The sequence below is a fragment of the Variovorax sp. CCNWLW186 genome (assembly GCF_037203865.1).
Classification (GTDB): Bacteria; Pseudomonadota; Gammaproteobacteria; order Burkholderiales; family Burkholderiaceae_C; genus Variovorax.
The window spans coordinates 157,367-179,308 of record NZ_JBBCBO010000001.1 but is presented as its reverse complement, the minus strand read 5'-3'; the positions used below and the strand labels follow the sequence as shown (position 1 = coordinate 179,308).

Genomic DNA, 21,942 nt, shown 5'->3' with positions numbered 1-21,942 from the left:
GAGGGTGTTCGTGTGAAAAGAGGCTTTTGATTACTTGGTCAGCACGAAGCCCTTGAGCTTGCCAAATGCGCCATCGACCAGCGCCTTCTGCTGTTCCTGGTGCAGGTGCGAGTAGCCGACCGCTGGCGATGCCGAAGCGGCACGGCCGGAGTAGCCGAGCTTCTGGCCTTCCTGCATGTTTTCGTGGATGTAGTGCTGCACGAAGAACCAGGCACCCTGGTTCTGCGGCTCGTCCTGGCACCAGACCACGTCGACGAGATTCGGGTACTTCTTGATCTCGGCGGCAAAGGCCTTGTGCGGGAACGGATAGAGCTGCTCGACGCGGATGATGGCCACGTCGTCGTTGCCCTGCTCTTCGCGCTTCTTGGACAGGTCGTAGTAGACCTTGCCCGAGCACGCGATCAGGCGCTTGACCTTCTCCGCCTTCAGTCCCTTGCTGTCGGGAATGACCGTCTGGAAGCTGCCCTTGGTGAACTCGGACAGCGGCGACGTTGCATCCTTGTTGCGCAGCAGCGACTTGGGCGTGAGGATGACCAGCGGCTTGCGCAGGTTGCGCACCATCTGGCGGCGCAGCACGTGGAAGATCTGGCTGGCCGTGGTCGGCTGCACCACCTGCATGTTGGTGTCCGCGCTCAGCTGCATGAAGCGCTCCAGGCGTGCCGAGCTGTGCTCGGGGCCCTGGCCTTCGTAGCCGTGCGGCAGCATCATGGTCAGGCCGTTCACGCGGCCCCACTTCACTTCGCCCGAGGCGATGAACTGGTCGATCACCACTTGCGCGCCGTTCACGAAGTCGCCGAACTGGGCTTCCCAGATGACGAGCGTGTTCGGGTCGTTCGAGGCGTAGCCGTATTCGAACGCGAGCACGGCTTCTTCCGACAGGATGGAGTCGATGACGACGAACGGTGCCTGGTTTTCAGCCACGTTCTGCAGCGGCGTGTAGGTGCCTTCGTCGAACTTCTCGCGGTTCTGGTCGTGCAGCACGGCGTGGCGGTGCGTGAACGTGCCGCGGCCGCAGTCTTCGCCCGACAGGCGAACCGGGTAGCCGCTGGCCACCAGCGAGGCAAACGCCATGTGCTCACCCATGCCCCAGTCGACGTTCACGTCGCCGCGGCCCATGGCGGCGCGGTCGTCCAGCACCTTCTTCACGAGCGGGTGCACCGTGAAGCCGGCCGGCACCGTGGTGATCTTCTCGGCCAGGCGCTTCCACTCGCTGGACGGAATGGCCGTGTCGCCGGCGTCGGTCCACTTCTTGTTTAGGTAAGGGCTCCAGTCGACCGCGTACTTGCTCTTGAAGTTGGTGAGCACCGGGTCGATGGTGTTCTTGCCTTCGTCGAAGGCGGCACGCTGCGCCTTGACCATGTCGTCGCCGAGCGTGTCGCCAAGGCCCTGTGCGGCCAGCTTGTCGGCGTACAGCTTGCGCGTGCCGGGGTGCTGGGCGATCTTCTTGTACATGAGCGGCTGCGTGAGCGAGGGGGTGTCCTGCTCGTTGTGGCCCAGCTTGCGGAAGCAGACGATGTCCACGACCACGTCCTTCTGGAACTCCATGCGGAATTCAAGGGCGAGCTGGGTTGCCAGCACCACGGCTTCGGGGTCGTCGCCGTTCACGTGCAGAACCGGCGCCTCGATCATCTTGACGATGTCCGAGCAATACAGCGTCGAGCGGCTGTCGCGCGGGTCGCTGGTGGTGAAGCCGATCTGGTTGTTGATGACGATGTGCACCGTGCCGCCGGTGAAGTAGCCGCGCGTTTCGGCCAGCGCCAGCGTTTCCATCACCACGCCCTGGCCCGCGAAGGCCGCGTCGCCGTGCACCAGCACGGGCAGCACCTGCTTGCCCTGCGGGTCGGCGCGGCGGTCCATGCGCGAACGCACGGAGCCTTCGACCACGGGGTTCACGATTTCAAGGTGCGAGGGGTTGAACGCAAGGCTCAGGTGCACCGGGCCGCCGGGGGTGGTCACGTCCGAGCTGAAGCCCTGGTGGTACTTGACGTCGCCGCTCGGCAGGTCTTCAGGTGCGGTGTGGTCGAACTCGGCAAACAGGTCGGCCGGCAGCTTGCCCAGCGAATTGACCAGCACATTCAGGCGACCGCGGTGGGCCATGCCGATCACGATTTCCTGCACGCCCTTGATGCCGGCCTGGTTGATGAGCTCGTCCATCGAGACGATGAAGCTCTCGCCGCCTTCGAGCGAAAAGCGCTTCTGGCCCACGTACTTGGTGTGCAGGAAGCGCTCGAGGCCTTCGGCCGCGGTCAGGCGGTTCAGCACGTGCTTCTTCTGCTCGGCCGTCAGCTTGGGGTTGGTGCGGGCGCTTTCGAGCTTTTGCTGCCACCAGCGCTTGTGGTTCTGGTCGGTGGTGTACATGTACTCGGCGCCCATGGTGCCGCAGTACGTTTCACGCAGGGCATTGAGCAGGTCGCGCAGCGACATGGTCTCTTTGCCGAAGAAGGTGTTGCTGGTGTTGAACACCGTCTCGAGGTCGGCGTCGGTAAAGCCGTAGAACGAGGGCTCGAGTTCCGGAATGGCCGGGCGCTCGGCGCGCTTCAGGGGGTCGAGGTCGGCCCAGCGGGCGCCGACGTTGCGGTAGGCGGCAATCAGTTGCTGGACAGCGGTGCGCTTGCGGCCGAGTTCGGAGTCTGCGCCGCTGGCCTGGACCACGCGCGTGGTGCCCTGCTTGGCACGCTCGGCAAAGGCGTTGATGACCGGCTGATGCGGCACGTCGCGCGCATTGGTGCCGTCGACGGCGGGTACGTTCTGCAGCGCATCGAAATACGAGCGCCAGTTGTCAGGCACGCTGCCCGGGTTGGCAAGGTAGTTTTCGTACATCTCCTCGACATAGGGCGCATTGCCGCCGAAGAGGTAGGTGTTGCCTTGATAGGCGGTGTACGCCGATGGCGTAGATGAATCGCTCATATTCCGCTGACCTTCGCTTCCCTGAAGGAAGCACTAGCTGGTTAAGAAACCTTCCGCGACACGGCTGAACCGGTTGGCGGATGCGACTGTGGCTGGGGAAGGGCCTGAGTACCTTGGCATTGTGCCACGTCAGACATATGACGGCTCGGCGCAACTTCGCAAGATAGCCCTTGCTCATTCAGTCAGAAGAAAGTAGTTGTTTGATCTGCTGCAGCGTGGAGGGGTCGTCGATGGTGGTCAGGTCGCCCGGGTCGCGCTGCTCGCACACGGCCTGGATGGCTCGCCGCAGCAGCTTGCCGCTGCGGGTCTTGGGCAGCCCGTTCACAAAGCGCACGCGCGCCGGCCGTGCCAGGGCCCCGAGCTGGTCGGCCACCACTTTCATGATCTCGCCCTCGAGCTTCAGCGCCGCATCGGAATTGGTAACCGCCCCGCCGTCCCGGGGCACGACAAACGCCATGGCCACCTGCCCCTTGAGCGCATCGGCCACACCAACCACGGCCACCTCGGCCACGCCCGGGTGGCCCGAAATGCTCTCCTCGATCTCGCGCGTGCCAAGGCGGTGGCCGGCCACGTTGATCACGTCGTCGGTGCGGCCGAGGATGTAGAAGTAGCCGTCTTCGTCGCGAATACCCCAGTCGAAGGTCGAATAGACCATCTTGCCGGGTATGGATTTCCAGTAGGTGTCGACGAAGCGCTTGTCGTTCTTCCACACCGTTTGCATGAAGCCCGGCGGCGTGGGGCCTTCGATCACGACCACGCCCTTCTCGTTGGCGCCGGTCAGCTCCTCGCCGGTGGATTCGTGCAGGATCTTCACGCGGTATCCGTACATCGGCACGCCGGGGCTGCCGAATTTGCTGGGCTTTTTTTCCACGCCGTTGGCAATGGTGATGATCGGCCAGCCCGATTCGGTCTGCCAATAGTTGTCGATGATCGGCACGCCCAGTCCGTCGGCAATCCACCGCGCGGTGGGCTCGTCGAGCGGTTCGCCCGCCAGGAAGAGCGCGCGCAGGCTCGACAGGTCGTATTTTTTCAGCAGCGCCGGGTCTTGCTTCTTGAGCACGCGCACCGCGGTGGGCGCGCTGAACATCACCGTCACCTTGTACTTCTCGACCAGGCGCCACCAGATGCCGCCGTCAGGCTGCTTGTCGATGCCCTGCGTAGGCAGGCCCTCGTACATCAGGGTGGCCATGCCGCCGATCAGCGGCCCGTAGACGATGTAGCTGTGGCCCACCACCCAGCCGATGTCGCTGGTCGAAAAATAGGTTTCGCCCGGCCGTCCGTCAAAGATGTGCTTCATGCTGGCGGCCAGCGCCACCGCATAGCCGCCGACATCGCGCTGCACGCCCTTCGGCTTGCCCGTGGTGCCACTGGTGTAGATGGTGTAGCTGATGTCGGTGGCGGCCAGCCAAGTGCATGGAACCTCGGTTTCGGCGTGCTTCAGGTTCAGCTCGGCCGCCAGATGGTCGCGGCCGGCGGTGAGCGTCATGGGGGCCAGGCCGCGGTCGGTGAGCAGCACGGCCGCCGGCTTGTGCTTCGAAATCCGGATGGCCTCGTCGAGCAGCGGCTTGTACGCAATGACCTTGCCGCCGCGCGAGCCGGCATCGGCACTCACCACCACCTTGGGTTCTGCGTCCTCGATGCGCGCGGCCAGCGAGCCGCTGGCAAAGCCGCCGAAAACCACGCAGTGGATCGCGCCGATCCGCGCGCACGCCAGCATGGCGAACGCGGCTTCAGGAATCATCGGCATATAGATGAGCACCCGGTCACCCTTGCCCACTCCCAACTCGACCAGGCTGGCCGCGGTGCGCTGCACCTCGGCGTGCAGTTCGCGGAAGCTGTAGGTTCTTTCAGTGCCGGTTTCGGTCGACACGAAGATCAACGCGGGTTGGTCGCCACGTGCGGCCAGGTGCCGGTCGACCGCGTTGTGGCACAGGTTGGTGGTTCCACCCACGAACCAGCGGGCAAATGGCGGCTGGCTGGCGTCCAAAACCTGGGCCGGCGGCGTCTTCCAATCGATCAGCCTGGCCTGCTCGGCCCAGAACGCCTCCGGCGCATCCACCGACTGGCGATAGAACTCTTCGTAGCGGCTCATCTGCGATGTCTCCTGGTTATGGAATCAGCTCCGGCGATCAGCGCCGCCTAAAACTGAATTCATAATTATGGAGATCGATCTTGCAGCAAGCTGACGCGCCGGACAATCAGGTATCGCCCGCGTCGCCCCGGCCCCGGGCCCCCTCGGGGCCGAACGCAAGGTCGTTATCGAATGATCTTCAGCAGCTCGGGGAATGCCGGGTGCTCGGCCGTGCGCAGCCACTCGAACCCGACCATCTCGGTGGTCACCAGTTCGGCGCCCGCGCCGGCCAACCGGTCGAAGGCCGCGTCGCGATTGCGCTCGGTGCGAGAGCTGCAGGCGTCGGTCACCACCCAAACTTCGAATTCGTCTTCCAGCAGATCGAGCGCGGTCTGCAGCAGGCACACATGTGCCTCGCAGCCGGCAATCACGATGGTGTTGCGCTCTTCGGCCGCGGCAACGGGCTTTTGCAGGTGCTTCGGCAGGCTTCGGGCATTGCCCTGCGGCGCCTTGGGTGGCACGCGCAGCCACTCGCCAAGGCCCTCCTCCATGCCGCTGAAATGCATCTTGGGCAAGGTTCGCTGATACAGCGCGCGAATGTCGGGCACGGTTTCGCCAAGCTTCGACGGGTTGTGCTCGGTGCCCCAGACCGGCACTTCGAGCAGGCGCGCCATCTTGCCCAGTCGCACGGCGTTCTGCGACACGGCATCGGCCTCGAAGATCGCAGGCATCAGTTGCGCCTGGTAGTCGATCAGCACGAGTTGGGATTGCGAGGCGTCGAGCAGCATGAACTGATTCTTTCAGATGAAAATTGATTGGGCTAGACCGTACCACCGAAAAGCCGTGCACCTAGACTCCGCCGGATGCGGATCTTTTCACGACGCCTTTCGGCGCGGCGCCCTCTCTCGCTGCTCGGCCTTTGCGCCGTGCTCCTGGTCGCCGGCTGCGGCGGGCTGCGAACGGCCAATGCACCGCTGAAGAGCACGCTCGAAAAGAGCAGTTGCACACCGAATGCCGACACGCTGCTGGTGCTGCTGCCCGGCGCATATTCGCACCCGGACGAATTCACGCGTGAAGGTTTCGTCAAGGCGCTGGGCGACAACAGGCTCGCGGTGGACGCAATGCTGGTCGATGCGCACCTCGGCTACTACAACAACAAGAGCATCCTCGACCGCCTGAGCAAGGATGTGATGGCGCCGGCACGCAGCAAGGGCTACAAGTCGATCTGGATCGTCGGCATCTCGGTCGGCGGTTTCGGCGGGCTCCTCTATGCGCAAACCCACCCCGGCGAACTGGCCGGCCTCGTGACCATCGCGCCCTACCTCGGGGAACGCGCGCTCAGCCTGGACATCGCCAATGCGGGCGGCGTGGCCCGGTGGACCGGGCCGCTTGAGGCTCCGCCGGGCAGCGACCTGCGAACACCGAACGAAACGCAGCTCTGGCAATGGCTGCGGGGCTACGTCGGCCACAGCGCCACATTCGGCGCGCGCCCGCCGCTTTACCTGGGCTACGGCATCGACGACCGGTTTGCTTTCAGCCACCGGCTCCTGGCCGCGGCGCTGCCCGAGGGGCGCGTGTTCACGACCGAGGGCGGCCATGACTGGCCCGAGTGGATGCGGCTCTGGCGCCGCATGCTGCCGACGCTGCCTCTGCCGGGCTGCCCCGGCTGAAAAGCAAACTCAATTGGGTCGTAGACGCAGCAGCTTGCCGTCGGATTCATCGGTCAGCACGTAGAGCAAACCATCCGGCCCCTGCTTCACGTCGCGAATGCGTGCCCTGCCGTCGGCCAGGAGCTTGTGCTCGGCAGCCACTTTGCCGTCCTTCAGTTCGATGCGGTCGAGGTAGCCGAACTTGAGCGACCCGACGAACAGGTTGCCCTTCCACGCTGCGCCATAGCGGTCGCTGGTCAGAAACGTCATGCCCGATGGCGCAATCGACGGCACCCAGTAGTGCAGCGGCTGCTCCAGGCCGTCCTTGGAGGTGAGGCCGTCGCCGATCTTGCCGCCGCCGTAGTTTTCGCCATAGGTGATCACCGGCCAGCCGTAGTTGCGGCCGGCCTGCGGCACATTGATTTCGTCGCCGCCTTGCGGACCATGCTCCGTCATCCAGAAACGGCCATCGGGCGCAAGCGCCGCGCCCTGGCCATTGCGGTGGCCGTAGCTCCAGATTTCGGGCAGCGCACCCGCCCTGCCGACGAACGGGTTGTCCTTGGGCACGGTTCCATCCTTTGCGATGCGCACGACCTTCCCGATATGGCTGTCGAGCTTCTGCGCGTCTTCCTTGCGGCTGTACCGGTCGCCGAGCGTGAGAAACAGCCTGCCGTCTCGCGCCTCGACGATGCGGCAGCCGAAGTGGTTGCGGCTGGCCACCTTGGGTTGCTGGCTGAAGATGATGCGCAGGTTCTCCAGCTTCGCGCCGTCTTCAGAAAGCTGTGCGCGTGCCAGCGCAGTACCGTTGGCCGAGCCCCCTGCCTGGGGTTCGGAAAAACAGAAGTACAGCGTGCGGTTCTTTTCGAATCCTGAATCCGCCAGCACGTCGAGCAGGCCACCCTGGCCGCCGGCCGCAATCGCGGGCAGCCCGGTCACTGGGGGGCTGATTTTTCCGTCCGCGGCAATCACCCGCAAACGACCGGCGCGCTCGGTCACCGCGAACCGGCCATCCGACAAGAAGGCGACGCCCCATGGATTCTCGAGACCTGACGAAATGATCTCAGCGCGTATCTGCGCTACAACGGTGCCCGCGAACGCCAACCCCGCCAAAACAGCTGCGCGGCCCATAGGCCGAAAGTTTGATCCAATTTGCAGATTCATGAATTTTGCGGGAAGTTGGAGCGTTGTTGCGGGATTTTGTCGATCAAACACGATCCATTGGCCGATTCACCTTTGGGGCGCAGGTTCATTTACGGGCAAACGCTTATGGTTCATAAAGGTCCGCCGTTACATTTTTTCTTCAGCCGAATCGAAAAATTTCAAGCAAATCAATCATTTGGAGATACATTCGCCAATTCAGATGAGGTTGACATAACCGCGCGTCATCAATATCCTACGCGCCATGCGTTTTTTCGTCCTACCCGCTTCCCTCCTGTTTGCCGTCGCCGTCCAGGCCGCTCCTCAACAGGACCGAACCGATGACGAACTGGCCCGCCTCCTTGCCGACAAGGGCCTGATCGGACAACTTCAGCAGGTTCGCCAAACCGTCACCGAACGGACTTCCGATCTGGTGGTTACCGCCATCGGCTTCCTTGGCGTTCCATATCGCCGTGGCGGCAACTCGGCGGAATCAGGCTTCGATTGCAGCGGCTTCGTTCGCGCCATGTACAACCAGACGGTCGGCCACCTCTTGCCCCGCCGTGCCGAAGAACAAGCCGCCGCCACCGAAAAGATCGACCGCAGCCAGCTCAAGCCCGGTGATCTCGTTTTCTTCAACACCATGCGCCGCGCCTTCAGCCATGTCGGCATCTATGTCGGCGAAGGCAAGTTCATCCATTCGCCGCGCACCGGCGCCCAGGTGCGGGTGGAAGACATGAACGGCAGCTACTGGAGCCGCCGCTTCGACGGAGCCCGCCGCGTGCTTGGCGGCGCCCCCAATGAAGAGGTCAAGGCCGCGGCCACCGCCGCGACCCGCTCCGGCGACTGAGCCGCCCGCCCTTCAAGGCCATAAAAAATCCCGCCGCGGCGGGATTTTTTGTGTCCGCTCCGATTATCCGGAGCGGCTCAATCGGCTCGTCAGGCCTTCTTTGCCGGCGGCAGGTCGGTACAGGTACCGTGCGCCACCTCGGCCGCCATGCCGATGCTTTCGCCCAGGGTCGGGTGCGGGTGAATGGTCTTGCCGATGTCGATCTCGTCGGCGCCCATTTCAATGGCCAGCGCAATTTCGCCGAGCATGTCGCCGGCGTGCGTGCCCACGATGCCGCCACCCAGGATGCGGTGCGTCTCGGCATCGAACAGCAGCTTGGTGAAGCCCTCGTCGCGGCCATTCGCAATGGCGCGGCCCGAAGCGCTCCACGGGAAGTGGCCCTTCTTGATCTTGATGCCTTCAGCCTTGGCCTGGTCTTCCGTGAGGCCGACCCATGCCACCTCGGGATCGGTATAGGCCACGCTCGGAATCACCCGGGCATTGAAGGCGGCGCTCGAAAGCTCCTTGTCGCCCTTCTGCTCACCGGCAATCACCTCGGCCGCCACGTGCGCCTCGTGCACCGCCTTGTGCGCCAGCATGGGTTGGCCCACGATGTCGCCGATGGCGAAGATGTGGGGCACGTTGGTGCGCATCTGGATATCGACCGGAATGAAGCCGCGGTCGCTCACCGCCACGCCCGCCTTCTCGGCGCCGATCTTCTTGCCGTTGGGGCTGCGGCCCACGGCCTGCAGCACCAGGTCGTACACCTGCGGTTCCTTGGGTGCGTTCTCGCCTTCGAAGGTGACCTTGATGCCCTCTTTCGTGGCTTCGGCGCCGACAGTCTTGGTCTTGAGCATGATGTTGTCGAAGCGCGGCGCATTCATCTTCTGCCACACCTTGACCAGGTCGCGGTCGGCGCCCTGCATCAGTCCGTCGAGCATTTCGACCACGTCGAGGCGCGCGCCCAGCGTCGAATACACCGTACCCATCTCCAGGCCGATGATGCCGCCGCCCAGGATCAGCATGCGCTTGGGATCCGTGCCCATTTCGAGCGCGCCGGTGGAGTCGACCACGCGCGGGTCGTTCTTCGGCATGAACGGCAGGCTCACGGCCTGCGAACCGGCCGCGATGATGGCGTTGCGGAACTTGACGGTCTGCTTCTTGCCGGTGGTGTCCCAGCTGGTGCCGGACGTCTCGTCCACTTCCAGGTGGTAGGGGTCGATGAAGTTGCCGACGCCGCGCAGCACCGTCACCTTGCGCATCTTGGCCATGGCCGTGAGGCCGCCGGTGAGCTTGCCCACCACCTTGTTCTTGTGGCCGAGCAGCTTGGCGCGGTCGACCGTCGGCGCGGCAAAGCTCACGCCCAGGTCGGCGAAGTGCTTGACCTCGTCCATGACCGACGCAACATGCAGCAATGCCTTCGACGGAATGCAGCCCACGTTCAGGCACACGCCGCCCAGCGTGGCATAGCGCTCGATCAGCACCACCTTCAGGCCGAGGTCGGCAGCGCGGAATGCGGCCGAATAGCCGCCAGGGCCGGCGCCGAGCACGACAACGTCGCACTCGACATCGACCTTGCCACCGTAGGTGGAAGCGGCGGGCGCTGCGGCCGGCGCGGGTGCCGGAGCCGCCTTGGGAGCGGGCGCCGCGGCGGCTGGCGCAGGAGCGGCTGCTGCGGGCGCGGGCGCTGCGGCACCGTCCACCTCCAGCGTCAGCACCACGGAGCCTTCCTTGACCTTGTCGCCCACCTTGACGGCGAGCGACTTCACCACGCCGGCGGCCGACGATGGAATTTCCATCGAGGCCTTGTCCGACTCGACCGTGATCAGCGACTGCTCGGCCTTGACCGTGTCGCCGACGTTGACCAGCACCTCGATGACCGCGACTTCGTCGAAGTCGCCGATGTCCGGCACCTTGATTTGTTGTTCGCTCATTTGGACACTTTCAGTTTGAGTGTGAGAACGTCGACCGGTGGGGCCGAATTGCGATCGAATTCGCAGGCGGCGGCAATCCCCGCCTCCGCCACGTCGCGCGAGGTGCGCGACTTCATGTCGTAGGCCGCGTGCATGGCGCCAAGTGCAAAACTGCGCCCCGAGCCGATGGCCCAGAACTGCTTGAACTCGAACACCTCGCGGTAGCTGTAGATGCCGTAGATGCCGCTCTGGTTGGCCATCAGCATCGTGAACTGGCTCGACTCGTAGGGCTCATGCTCGTCTTCCTTGGTCTGCATGAAGAACGAGTCTTTCAGCACCGGGTGCAGCAGCGTGAAGGTGCGGAAGATCTCGTGCTTGCTGCCGAACAGCAGCGCTTCGCGCGGCTGCGCGGCCAGCGCATGCTGCAGCACCAGGAAGTGCGCAGCAGCCCCGGCCACGGCAAAGAGGCTCTGCCCCGCCGCATCGTCGATGGTGAAGATCTTCTGGTTCGCCTCGGCGCGGTGCGAAAGCCGCGTGTCGCCGAAGGTCACCAGCGAATCCGCCGCCATCGTGACCTGGCCGCCTTTGCGGACGGCCACAACCGTGGTCATAGCAGGATTCGGCGATAGTCCGCGAGCACCTGGCCCAGGTAGGCGTTGAAGCGCGCAGCCAGGGCACCATCGATCACGCGGTGGTCGTAGGACAGCGACAGCGGCAGCGTCAGGCGCGGTACAAACTGCTTGCCGTCCCACACCGGCTTCATCTGGCCCTTGGAGAGGCCGAGGATGGCCACTTCGGGGGCGTTGATGATGGGCGTGAAATGCGTGCCGCCGATGCCGCCGAGCGAGCTGATCGAGAAGCAGCCGCCCTGCATGTCGGCCGAGCCGAGCTTGCCGTCGCGCGCCTTCTTGGCGAGCTCGCCCATTTCAGCGCTGATCTGCAGGATGCCCTTCTTGTCCGCATCCTTCAGCACCGGCACTACGAGCCCGTTGGGCGTGTCGGCCGCAAAGCCGATGTTGTAGTACTGCTTGTAGACGAGCTGGTCGCCGTCGAGGCTGGCGTTGAAGTCAGGAAACTTCTTGAGCGCCGCAACCACCGCCTTGATCACGAAGGCCAGCATCGTGACCTTGATGCCCGACTTTTCGTTTTCCTTGTTGGTGGAGACGCGGAAGGCTTCGAGCTCGGTGATGTCGGCTTCGTCGTTGTTGGTGACGTGCGGAATCATCACCCAGTTGCGGTGCAGGTTGGCACCACTGAGCTTCTTGATGCGCGACAGATCCTTGCGCTCGACCGCGCCGAACTTGGCGAAGTCGACCTTTGGCCACGGAATGAGGCCCAGTGCCGCGCCATCCCCGCTGCCGCCACCGGCGGGTGCCTTGGCTGCGGATGCCTTCGTGCTGGCCTGGCCGCTCATCACGGCCTTGGTGAAGCTCTGGACGTCTTCCTGGGTGATGCGGCCCTTGGGACCGGAGCCCTTGACCTCTTCGAGCGGCACGCCGAGTTCGCGGGCGAACTTGCGCACCGAAGGGGACGCATGCGGCAGCTTGCCGGTGGGCGCCACAGTGGGTTCGTGCGGTGCGGCAGCAGCTGGCGGAGTGGCAGCGGCCGCCGATGGAGCGGCAACCGGAGCTGGCGCACTGGCGGTCGCCGCTGCCGGCGCGGCTGCAGCAGCCTGCGCAGGCGCAGGGGCCGCACCACCTGCGGCGCCTTCCAGCACGGCAATCAGGTCACCGATATTGACCGTATCGCCCACCTTGACCTTGAGCTCCTTGAGCACGCCCGCAGCCGACGACGGAATTTCCATCGAGGCCTTGTCCGATTCGACGGTGATGAGCGACTGGTCGGCCGCGATCGTGTCGCCGGGTTTCACCAGCAACTCGATGACCGCGACATCCTTGAAATCGCCGATGTCGGGCACCTTGATCTCGAGGGGACCCGAAGCCGCAGGCGCGGCAGCCGGAGCAGGCGCCGCGGCTGCGGGCGCCGGGGCGGCAGCCGCAGGAGCCGGAGCTGCTGCAGGCGCCGAAGCCGGTGCCGCGGCAGACCCTTCGGCCTCGAGCACGAGGACCACGGAGCCCTCTTTCACCTTGCCGCCGACCTCGACCTTGATTTCTTTCACCACACCGGCGGTCGACGACGGAATTTCCATCGACGCCTTGTCCGATTCCACGGTGATGAGCGACTGCTCGGCCTTGACCGTGTCGCCCACCTTCACAAGCACCTCGATCACCGCGACTTCATCGAAATCGCCGATGTCCGGCACCTTCACTTCCACTGCTGCCATATCGTTGTCTCCCGCCGTGAGGCGCCGTTCGTTCGTTGGTTGTTGATGTTCAGGCGTAAAGCGGGTTGACCTTGTCGACATTGATGCCGTACTTCTTGATCGCTTCCACCACCTTGGCTACGGGCACGGTGCCATCTTCGCTCAACGCCTTGAGCGCGGCCACCACGATGTAGTGGCGGTTGATCTCGAAGTGCTCGCGCAGCTTGTTGCGGAAGTCGCTGCGGCCGAAACCGTCGGTGCCCAGCACCTTGTAGTTGCGGCCCTTCGGAATGAAGGGACGGATCTGCTCCGCGTAGGCCTTCATGTAGTCGGTCGACGCGATCACCGGGCCTGCGGTAGGCGCGAGTTGCTCGGCCACGAAGGGCACGCGCGGCGTCTGGTCCGGGTGCAGCAGGTTCCAGCGGTCGGCGTCCTGGCCGTCGCGCGTCAGCTCGTTGAAGCTCGGGCAGCTCCACACCGAGGCGGACACGCCCCAATCCTTCTCGAGCAGTTCTTGCGCGGCAAAGCTTTCGCGCAGGATGGTGCCGCTGCCCAGCAGCTGCACCGTGGGTGCCTTGGCCTTGAGCGCGGGGCCCTGCTTGGACAGGTACATGCCCTTGATGATCTGCTCTTCGGTGCCGGGCTGCAGGCCGGGCATCGCGTAGTTCTCGTTGAGCAGCGTCAGGTAGTAATAGACGTTGTCCTGCTTCTCGACCATGCGCTTGAGGCCATGGTGCAGGATCACGCCCACTTCGTGCGCGAAGGTCGGGTCGTAGCTCACGCAGTTGGGGATGGTGTTGGCCAGGATGTGGCTGTGGCCATCTTCGTGCTGCAGGCCTTCGCCGTTGAGCGTGGTGCGCCCCGACGTACCGCCCAGCAGGAAGCCGCGCGCCTGCATGTCGCCGGCCGCCCAGGCCAGGTCGCCGATGCGCTGGAAGCCGAACATCGAGTAGTACACGTAGAACGGCACCATGATGCGGTTGTTGGTGCTGTACGAGGTGGCCGCGGCAATCCAGCTGGACATGCCGCCGGCTTCGTTGATGCCTTCCTGCAGGATCTGGCCGGCCTTGTCTTCCTTGTAGTACATGACCTGGTCCTTGTCGACCGGGGTGTACTGCTGGCCTGCGGGGTTGTAGATGCCGATCTGGCGGAACAACCCTTCCATGCCGAAGGTGCGCGCTTCGTCCACAAGAATCGGAACGACGCGCGGGCCCAGCGCCTTGTCGCGCAAGAGCTGCGTCAAGAAGCGCACGTAGGCCTGCGTGGTCGAGATCTCGCGGCCTTCGGCCGTGGGTTCCATCACCGACTTGAAGGTGTCGAGCGAAGGCACCGTGAAGCTTTCATCGGCCTTGGTGCGGCGGTGCGGCAGGTAGCCGCCGAGGGCCTTGCGGCGCTCATGCAGGTACTTCATTTCCGGCGTGTCGTCGGCCGGCTTGTAGAACGGCAGGTCCGCAATCTTGCTGTCCGGAATCGGAATATTGAAGCGGTCGCGGAAGGCCATGATGTCCTCGTCGCTGAGCTTCTTCGTCTGGTGGACGTTGTTCTTGCCTTCGCCGATCTTGCCCATGCCGAAGCCCTTGACCGTCTTGATCAGGAGCACCGTGGGCTGGCCCTTGTGCTTCACGGCCGCGTCGAAGGCCGCGTAGACCTTTTGCGAATCGTGGCCGCCGCGGCGCAGCTGCCAGATGTCGTCGTCGCTCATCTTGGACACCATCTCAAGCGTGCGCGGATCGCGGCCGAAGAAGTGCTTGCGAACGTAGGCGCCGTCATTGGCCTTGAAGGCCTGGTAGTCGCCGTCGTTGGTCTCCATCATGATCTTGCGCAGCGCGCCGTCCTTGTCGCGCGCCAAGAGCGGATCCCAGTTGCTGCCCCAGATCAGCTTGATGACGTTCCAGCCCGAGCCGCGGAATTCGCCTTCGAGCTCCTGGATGATCTTGCCGTTGCCGCGCACCGGGCCGTCCAGGCGCTGCAGGTTGCAGTTGATGACGAAGATCAGGTTGTCGAGCCCTTCGCGCGCGGCCAGGCCGATGGCGCCCAGCGATTCGACTTCGTCCATTTCGCCGTCGCCGCAGAACACCCAGACCTTGCGGTTCTCGGTGTTGGCAATGCCGCGGGCATGCAGGTACTTGAGAAAGCGGGCCTGGTAGATAGCCATCAGCGGGCCGAGGCCCATCGACACGGTCGGGAATTGCCAGAACTCGGGCATCAGCTTCGGATGCGGGTAGCTCGACAGGCCCTTGCCGTCGACTTCCTGGCGGAAGTTGAGCAGTTGCTCTTCGGTCAGGCGGCCTTCCAGGTAGGCGCGGGCATAGATGCCGGGCGACACGTGGCCCTGGATGTAGAGGCAGTCGCCGCCGTGGTTTTCGCTCTCGGCGTGCCAGAAGTGGTTGAAGCCGGCCCCGAACATGTTGGCCAGCGAAGCGAAGGAGCCGATGTGGCCGCCCAGGTCGCCGCCTTCGGGCGGATGATGGCGGTTGGCCTTGACCACCATGGCCATGGCGTTCCATCGCATGTAGGCGCGCAGGCGCTCTTCGATCTCGAGGTTGCCGGGGCAACGCTCTTCCTGGTCAGGCTCCAGGGTGTTGACGTAGGCAGTATTGGCCGAGAAAGGCTTGTCGATGCTGTGCTGCCGCGCATGCTCGAGCAACTGCTCTAGAAGGAAGTGAGCCCGCTCAGGCCCCTCGCTCTGAATAACGGAGGACAGTGCATCCATCCATTCACGGGTCTCCTGGGCGTCCGCGTCGTTCGCGGCCGAGCCGAACAGGTTCTCGGGATTTGCCGACATGCTTGTCTCTCCTATTAGGGCTGTGGCTGTAATTTAAGTGCGGTCTTCGATAAACGCGGGCGAGTTTCTCATAGAAATGCTTCTATTTCAAATGGCGCATATCAATTTCTTAATGTGATATTTATGATTGGGGTTGTTCTGGCTGCAGCCGCGCCGGAACCAATGGCACCGGGCGTTTGGCGCGCTTCGCGGGGGAGCATCCCCTAAACTCGGAAGATGCCTCTTTCCTCTCCGCTGGCGGTGGCCCGCAGCGCCGTGAATGCGTCCCCTCTGTCCTGGTGGCGCCGCTGGTGGCGCCGGCAAACGCCGGTGCTGCAGGACGCCGTCGCCATGCTCGCGCCGATTGCGGCGGTGCTGCTGTTCCTTGCCGCCATCGTTTCGGCTTTCTGGTACTTGCGCACCGAAGAAGTCGAGCGCGAGCAGGAGTCGGTGCGGCGGGACGTCGAATACGCCCAGCAGCGCATGCGCCTGCGCCTCCTGGAGCGGCAGGAACAGCTGATGCGCATCGCACGGGATGCCTCGAACCGCGAAATCGATCCCGTCGAGTTCGCGAGCCGCGCGGAATCCCTGGTGAGCCAGTTCCCCGAACTGCAGACGGTCACGTGGATCGACGACCGCCGCCGCTTCAAGGCTGGCTATTCCGCGCCGAGCGTACACCCCGCGCAGCAGCACCTCATCGGCGACGTGCTGCGGCCCGGCGATATCGAGAGCAACTACGCGCTGGCGCGAGAGCTGCGCCAACCGGTTTTCTCCCAACCCATGGCCGGCGGCGATCCCACGGCCATGCTGCAGCTGCACATTCCGCTTTTCGACCAGGGCCTGTTCGCGGGCGTGGTGCTGGGCGAGTTTTCGATCGACGGCCTGCTGCGCTACGGCATGCCATCGGAAGTGCAGGCGCGCTATGCGGTGTCGCTGCTCGACGCCAAGGGCAATCCGATTGCGGGCAACACCGTGAGCCCCAGGGAAGGCGGCACGCGCCTGCTGCCCTGGTCCGAAAGAACCAACGAATACGAAGTGCCGGTGTCGCCGGTCGGCAATGCGCTGGTGCTGCGCGCCCAGGCCTACCGCACCTCGCAGGGGGTGGTCGGCAATGGCTTGTTCTGGCTGGTCTGCGCGCTCAGCGTGCTCACCAGCTGGATGCTGATCGGTACCTGGCGGCACACCCGGCGGCGCCAGCAGGCGCAGCAGCGGCTGGTTGCCGAAACCAACTTCCGGCGTGCGATGGAAAACTCCATGCTCACCGGCATGCGCGTGCTCGACCTGCAGGGGCGCATCACCTACGTGAACGCCGCTTTCTGCGCGATGACGGGTTGGAGCGAAGCCGAACTGGTGGGCCAGACGCCGCCCTTCCCGTACTGGCTGGAGTCGGACCGCGAAGTCATGAACGAGCGGCTCGAGGAAGAGCTGCACGGGCGCGCCCTGCCCGGCGGCTTCCAGGTGCGCGTGAAGCGCAAGAACGGCAGCGTGTTCAACGCCCGCCTTTATGTGTCGCCGCTGATCGACGCGCGCGGCCACCAGACGGGCTGGATGACCTCGATGACCGACATCACGGAGCCCACGCGCATCCGCGAGCAGCTGTCGGCTTCGTACGAGCGCTTCACCACGGTGCTGGAGGCGCTGGACGCCGCGGTGTCGGTGGCGCCCATCGGCAGCGAGGAGCTGCTGTTCGCCAACAAGCTGTACCGGCTCTGGTTCGGCTCCGACACCGTGGGCCACCTGGGCATGGTGGCGCAGGCCGGTGTGCCGGCCTCCAATGCGCACGACGAGGGCCTGGACGACGTCGACCCCTACGCCGGCCTGCCGATCGATACCCTGACCGCCGCCCAGACCGCCAACAACGAGATCTTCGTGCCGCACCTGGGCAAATGGCTCGAAGTGCGTTCGCGCTATCTCACCTGGGTCGACGGCCGGCTTGCCCAACTGGTGATTGCCACCGACATCACACCGCGGCGCGACGCCGAGGAACAGGCGGCCGCGCAGGCCGACCGCGCCCAGGCCGCAAGCCGCCTGATCACGATGGGCGAAATGGCCTCCAGCGTGGCGCATGAGCTCAACCAGCCGCTGACGGCCATCACCAACTACTGCAACGGGATGATGTCCCGCATCAAGGGGCAGTCGATCGACACCGAGGCGCTGCTCGCGGCGCTCGAAAAAACCTCCAAGCAGGCGCAGCGGGCGGGCCAGATCATCCAGCGCATCCGCTCCTTCGTGAAGCGCAGCGAACCCAATCGCACGCCCGCCGACGTGGCCACCATGGTGAGCGAGGCGGTCGAACTGGCGGGCATCGAACTGCGGCGGCGCAATGTGCGGCTCAACCACTATGTGGCGGCGCGGCTGCCTGTGGTGCGCGTGGACCCCATCCTGATCGAGCAGGTGATGGTCAACCTGCTGAAGAACGCGGCCGAAGCCATCGACATTGCAGAGCGCCCGCTCGCGCGCCGTAGCGTGGAACTGCGCGTGCTGCCCAAGGTGATCGAGGGCCACAATGCCATCGAATTTTCGGTGCAGGACACCGGCAAGGGCCTGGCGCCCGAAGTGATGGACCGGCTCTACGAGGCCTTCTTCTCCACCAAGCCCGAAGGCATGGGTATCGGGCTGAATCTGTGCCGCACCATCGTCGAGTCGCACCGTGGACGGATGCAGGCGGAGAACATCTACAATGGCCCGGATGTGATCGGATGCCGCTTTTCCTTCTGGATTCCGGTGTTGGACGCTCCCAGTTCCGTAGCAAGCGACGAGGCAAAGGTACCTGCATGAGTTTGATTCCGAAGAAGGGCACTGTCTATGTCGTCGATGACGACGAGGCCGTACGAGATTCGCTGCAATGGCTGCTCGAGGGCAAGGACTACAGGGTTCGCTGCTTCGATTCAGCCGAGTCCTTTCTTTCCCGATACGACCCGCGCGAAGTCGCCTGTCTGATCGTCGACATTCGCATGGCCGGCATGACTGGCCTCGAACTGCAGGACCGGCTGATCGAACGGCGCTCCCCGCTGCCTATCGTGGTCATCACCGGCCACGGCGACGTGCCGATGGCGGTCGACAGCATGAAGAAGGGCGCCATGGATTTCATCCAGAAGCCTTTCAACGACGAAGAACTCGTCACGCTGGTCGAGCGCATGCTCGAGCACGCGCGCGGCGCTTTCACCCAGCACCAGCAGTCGGCCAGCCGCGACGCGCTGCTGTCCAAGCTCACCGGCCGCGAAGCCCAGGTGCTCGAGCGCATCGTCGCCGGCCGCCTGAACAAGCAGATTGCCGACGACCTGGGCATCAGCATCAAGACCGTCGAGGCGCACCGCGCCAACATCATGGAAAAGCTCAACGCCAACACCGTGGCCGATCTGCTCAAGATCGCGCTCGGGCAAGCGGCGCCCGCAGCCAAGGCCTGAAAACCAGCTATCTCCCCGATAGCGACGAATGTTCCCCACGCCTGCGCAAGCGGGCGTTTTTACTTGGAAAATCGAAACCGATGACCGCTCAATTGATCGATGGCAACGCGCTGGCCCAGAAAATCCGCGCCGATGTTGCCGGCCGCATTGCCGCACTGAAGGCACGCGGCGTGGAACCCACGCTGACCATCATCCTGGTGGGTGAAGATCCGGCGAGCCAGGTCTACGTGAAGCACAAGGTCAACGACAGCAGCCAGACCGGGCTCACCGCGCATCTCGAACGCCATTCCGCCAGCATGACCGAGCCCGAACTGCTGGCCCGCATCGAGGCGCTCAACGACGACCCCCAGGTGCACGGCATTCTTGTGCAACTGCCGCTGCCCAAGCACATGGACAGCCACCGCGTCATCGAAGCCATCTCTCCGGCCAAGGACGTCGACGGGTTCCATGTGGCCAGCGCCGGCGCGCTGATGGTCGGCCAGCCGGGCTTCTGGCCCTGCACGCCGCACGGTTGCATGAAGATGCTCGAATCCATCGGCTACGACCTGCGCGGCAAGCACGCAGTGGTCATCGGCCGCAGCAACATCGTCGGCAAGCCGATGGCCATGATGCTGCTGGCCAAGAACGCCACCGTCACCATCTGCCACAGCGCCACGCAAGACCTGGCCGCCATCACCCGGCAGGCCGACGTGATCGTCGCCGCCGTGGGCAAGCGCAACCTGCTGACGGCCGACATGGTGAAGCCGGGCGCCGTGGTGATCGACGTGGGCATGAACCGCAAGGAAGACGGCAAGCTGGCCGGCGACGTGGATTTCGACAGCGTCAAGGAAGTGGCCAGCTGGATTACCCCCGTGCCCGGCGGCGTGGGCCCCATGACGCGCGCAATGCTGCTCGCCAACACCCTTGAAGCTGCGGAACGCGCCGCAAAGTGATTTCCATGACCAACCCCCTCCTCGACTTCGCCGATCTCCCGCTGTTCGACCGCATCAAGCCCGAGCACGTCGCGCCCGCGGTCGACATCTTGCTGGCCGATGCCGAGGCGGCGCTGCAGACCGTCACGGCGGCCGACTTTCCGGCCGACTGGAATGCGATTTCGAAGGTGCTCGACGTGGCGTCCGAACGCTTCAGCCGCGCCTGGGGCGCCGTGGGCCATCTCAACGCCGTGGCCGATACGCCGGAGCTGCGCGCCGCCTACAACGAGGCCATGCCCCGCGTCACCGCTTTCTGGACCCGCCTGGGTTCCGATGAGCGCTTGTACGCCAAGTACAAGGCCATCGACGTGGCCACCCTCAACCCCGAGCAGCGCCAGGCGCACCGCAATGCCGTGCGCAACTTTGTGCTTGGCGGCGCGGAACTGCAGGGCGATGCGAAGAAGCGCTTTGCCGACATCCAGGAACGCCAGGCCGAGCTGAGTCAGAAATTCAGCGAAAACGCGCTCGACGCCACCGACGCTTTCTCGTACTACGCGGCGCTTGGCGAGCTCGAGGGCGTGCCTGAAGACGTGATTGGGGCCGCCCGCGCGGCCGCCGAAGCCGAGGGCAAGCAGGGCTACAAGCTCACGCTCAAGATGCCCTGCTACCTGCCCGTGATGCAGTTTGCCAAGAGCAGCGCGCTGCGCGAAACGCTCTACCGCGCGTATGTCACGCGCGCCAGCGAGCTCGGCGACCCGGCCTTCGACAACACCGCGCTCATCAACGAGATCCTCGCGCTGCGCGAAGAAGAAGCCAGGCTGCTCGGCTACAAGAATTTCGGCGAACTCTCGGTCGTGCCCAAGATGGCTGAATCGCCCGAGCAGGTGGTCAAGTTCCTGCGTGACCTCGCGGCCAAGGCCAAGCCCTATGGCGAGCGCGATCTGGCCGACCTGCGCGTGTTCGCATCGGAGCAACTGGGCATTGCCGATCCGCAAGCCTGGGACTGGAGCTACATCGGCGAAAAGCTGAAGGAAGCGCGGTACGCCTTCAGCGAGCAGGAGGTGAAGCAGTACTTTCCGGCACCCAAGGTGATGGCCGGCCTGTTCAAGATCGTCGAAACGCTGTTCGAGGTTTCCATCCGGCGCGACAACGCCCCCACCTGGCACCCGAGCGTGGAGTTCTATCGCATCGAACGCCAGACGGCTGGCGGCGTGCAGAAGGTCGGCCAGTTCTATCTCGACCCCTCGGCCCGTGCCGCCAAGCGCGGCGGTGCGTGGATGGACGACGTGCGCGCACGCTGGCTGCGGCCCGACGACGGCACCCTGCAAACGCCGGTGGCGCAGCTGGTGTGCAACTTTGCGAGCGGTGTGGACGGCAAGCCGCCGCTCCTCACGCACGATGACGTGACCACCCTCTTCCACGAATTCGGCCACGGCCTGCACCACATGCTCACGCAGGTGAACGAGCGCGACGTGTCCGGCATCAGCGGCGTCGAATGGGATGCCGTCGAGCTGCCGAGCCAGTTCATGGAAAACTTCTGCTGGGAATGGGACGTGCTCAGGCACATGACCGCCCACGTCGATACCGGCGAGCCGCTGCCGCGCGCGCTGTTCGACAAGATGACTGCCGCCAAGAACTTCCAGAGCGGCCTGCAAACGCTGCGCCAGATCGAGTTCTCGCTGTTCGACATGCTGCTGCACACCGAATACCAGGCCGCCAGTGCGCAGCCGGGCGGCGTGCTCGCGCTGCTGGGCAAGGTACGCGCCGAAGTGGCCGTGATGCCTGCGCCGCCTTTCAGCCGCACGCCCAACACCTTCAGCCACATCTTCTCGGGCGGCTACGCAGCCGGCTACTACAGCTACAAGTGGGCCGAGGTGCTGAGCGCCGACGCCTACGCCGCCTTCGAGGAAACCGTGGGCGCCGACGGCCAGCCGAACATCGAGACCGGCCGCAGGTATCGCCAGGCCATCCTCGAAGCAGGCGGCAGCCGCAGCGCCATGGATTCGTTCAAGGCTTTCCGCGGCCGCGAGCCGCAGCTTGATGCGCTGCTGCGACACCAGGGCATGGCGCAGGCCCAGCCCGTTTGAAGCG

The 21,942-nt window shown here is 64.6% G+C and carries 13 protein-coding genes and 1 pseudogene; 6 read left to right on the top strand and 8 right to left on the bottom strand.

The window, feature by feature from the left end; translation table 11 throughout:
* Positions 1–30: 30 nt before the first annotated feature.
* The 3 genes and pseudogenes from V9K97_RS00865 to V9K97_RS00855 form a co-directional block, all read right to left on the bottom strand.
* Entirely contained in the window at positions 31–2,907 is a 2,877-nt protein-coding gene (locus V9K97_RS00865; protein WP_258505837.1) for a 2-oxoglutarate dehydrogenase E1 component, read from the bottom strand.
* A 178-nt stretch (positions 2,908–3,085) separates the two neighbouring features.
* Positions 3,086–5,005, bottom strand: a pseudogene (locus tag V9K97_RS00860) (propionate--CoA ligase); the annotation flags it as partial.
* A 158-nt stretch (positions 5,006–5,163) separates the two neighbouring features.
* Positions 5,164–5,766, bottom strand: a complete 603-nt coding sequence (locus tag V9K97_RS00855; RefSeq protein ID WP_337315841.1) for an isochorismatase family protein — start codon at positions 5,764–5,766, stop codon at positions 5,164–5,166.
* A gap of 75 nt (positions 5,767–5,841) precedes the next feature.
* On the opposite strand from V9K97_RS00855, the gene V9K97_RS00850 reads away from it, so the two are divergent.
* A complete protein-coding gene (locus V9K97_RS00850) occupies positions 5,842–6,648 on the top strand; it encodes an alpha/beta fold hydrolase (protein ID WP_337315840.1) in 807 nt (268 codons plus the stop codon).
* Between the two features lie 9 nt (positions 6,649–6,657).
* Here V9K97_RS00850 and V9K97_RS00845 read toward each other — a convergent pair whose 3' ends face one another.
* On the bottom strand, positions 6,658–7,755 hold the full coding sequence (locus tag V9K97_RS00845; RefSeq protein WP_337315839.1) for a PQQ-dependent sugar dehydrogenase: 1,098 nt from the start codon (positions 7,753–7,755) through the stop codon (positions 6,658–6,660).
* Positions 7,756–8,029: 274 nt separating this feature from the next.
* Between V9K97_RS00845 and V9K97_RS00840 the strand changes: the two genes are divergently transcribed.
* The gene (locus V9K97_RS00840) at positions 8,030–8,614 is read left to right on the top strand and encodes a C40 family peptidase (protein WP_258505834.1); all 585 of its coding nucleotides are present in this window, start codon (positions 8,030–8,032) and stop codon (positions 8,612–8,614) included.
* An 89-nt stretch (positions 8,615–8,703) separates the two neighbouring features.
* On the opposite strand, the gene lpdA is transcribed toward V9K97_RS00840, so the two are convergent.
* Genes lpdA through aceE form a run of 4 tightly spaced genes read right to left on the bottom strand, consistent with a single transcriptional unit; the run spans position 8,704 to position 15,554 of the window.
* Entirely contained in the window at positions 8,704–10,527 is a 1,824-nt protein-coding gene (gene lpdA / locus V9K97_RS00835) for a dihydrolipoyl dehydrogenase (protein ID WP_258505833.1), read from the bottom strand.
* On the bottom strand, positions 10,524–11,117 hold the full coding sequence (locus V9K97_RS00830) for an MFS transporter (protein ID WP_126747261.1): 594 nt from the start codon (positions 11,115–11,117) through the stop codon (positions 10,524–10,526). Before V9K97_RS00830 ends, lpdA begins: the two co-directional genes overlap by 4 nt.
* The gene (gene aceF / locus V9K97_RS00825; protein ID WP_337315838.1) at positions 11,114–12,790 is read right to left on the bottom strand and encodes a dihydrolipoyllysine-residue acetyltransferase; all 1,677 of its coding nucleotides are present in this window, start codon (positions 12,788–12,790) and stop codon (positions 11,114–11,116) included. The genes V9K97_RS00830 and aceF overlap by 4 nt, the downstream gene beginning before the upstream one ends.
* A 49-nt stretch (positions 12,791–12,839) precedes the next feature.
* Positions 12,840–15,554 (bottom strand): pyruvate dehydrogenase (acetyl-transferring), homodimeric type, encoded by a 2,715-nt coding sequence (gene aceE, locus V9K97_RS00820; protein WP_258505830.1) that lies wholly within the window; start codon positions 15,552–15,554, stop codon positions 12,840–12,842.
* A gap of 216 nt (positions 15,555–15,770) precedes the next feature.
* Between aceE and V9K97_RS00815 the strand changes: the two genes are divergently transcribed.
* The 4 genes from V9K97_RS00815 to V9K97_RS00800 all read left to right on the top strand — a co-directional run bounded on the left by V9K97_RS00815 (position 15,771) and on the right by V9K97_RS00800 (position 21,938).
* Positions 15,771–18,311, top strand: coding sequence for a PAS domain-containing sensor histidine kinase (locus V9K97_RS00815; RefSeq protein WP_258505829.1), 2,541 nt, complete (start codon positions 15,771–15,773; stop codon positions 18,309–18,311).
* Positions 18,308–18,940 carry a response regulator transcription factor gene (locus V9K97_RS00810; RefSeq protein WP_012747279.1) on the top strand — a complete coding sequence of 211 codons (633 nt, stop codon included), beginning with the start codon at positions 18,308–18,310 and terminating at the stop codon, positions 18,938–18,940. The genes V9K97_RS00815 and V9K97_RS00810 overlap by 4 nt, the downstream gene beginning before the upstream one ends.
* Before the next feature lie 80 nt (positions 18,941–19,020).
* Positions 19,021–19,872, top strand: a complete 852-nt coding sequence (folD, locus tag V9K97_RS00805) for a bifunctional methylenetetrahydrofolate dehydrogenase/methenyltetrahydrofolate cyclohydrolase FolD (RefSeq protein WP_258505827.1) — start codon at positions 19,021–19,023, stop codon at positions 19,870–19,872.
* 5 nt (positions 19,873–19,877) lie between these two features.
* The gene (locus V9K97_RS00800; protein ID WP_337315837.1) at positions 19,878–21,938 is read left to right on the top strand and encodes a M3 family metallopeptidase; all 2,061 of its coding nucleotides are present in this window, start codon (positions 19,878–19,880) and stop codon (positions 21,936–21,938) included.
* Positions 21,939–21,942: the final 4 nt, after the last annotated feature.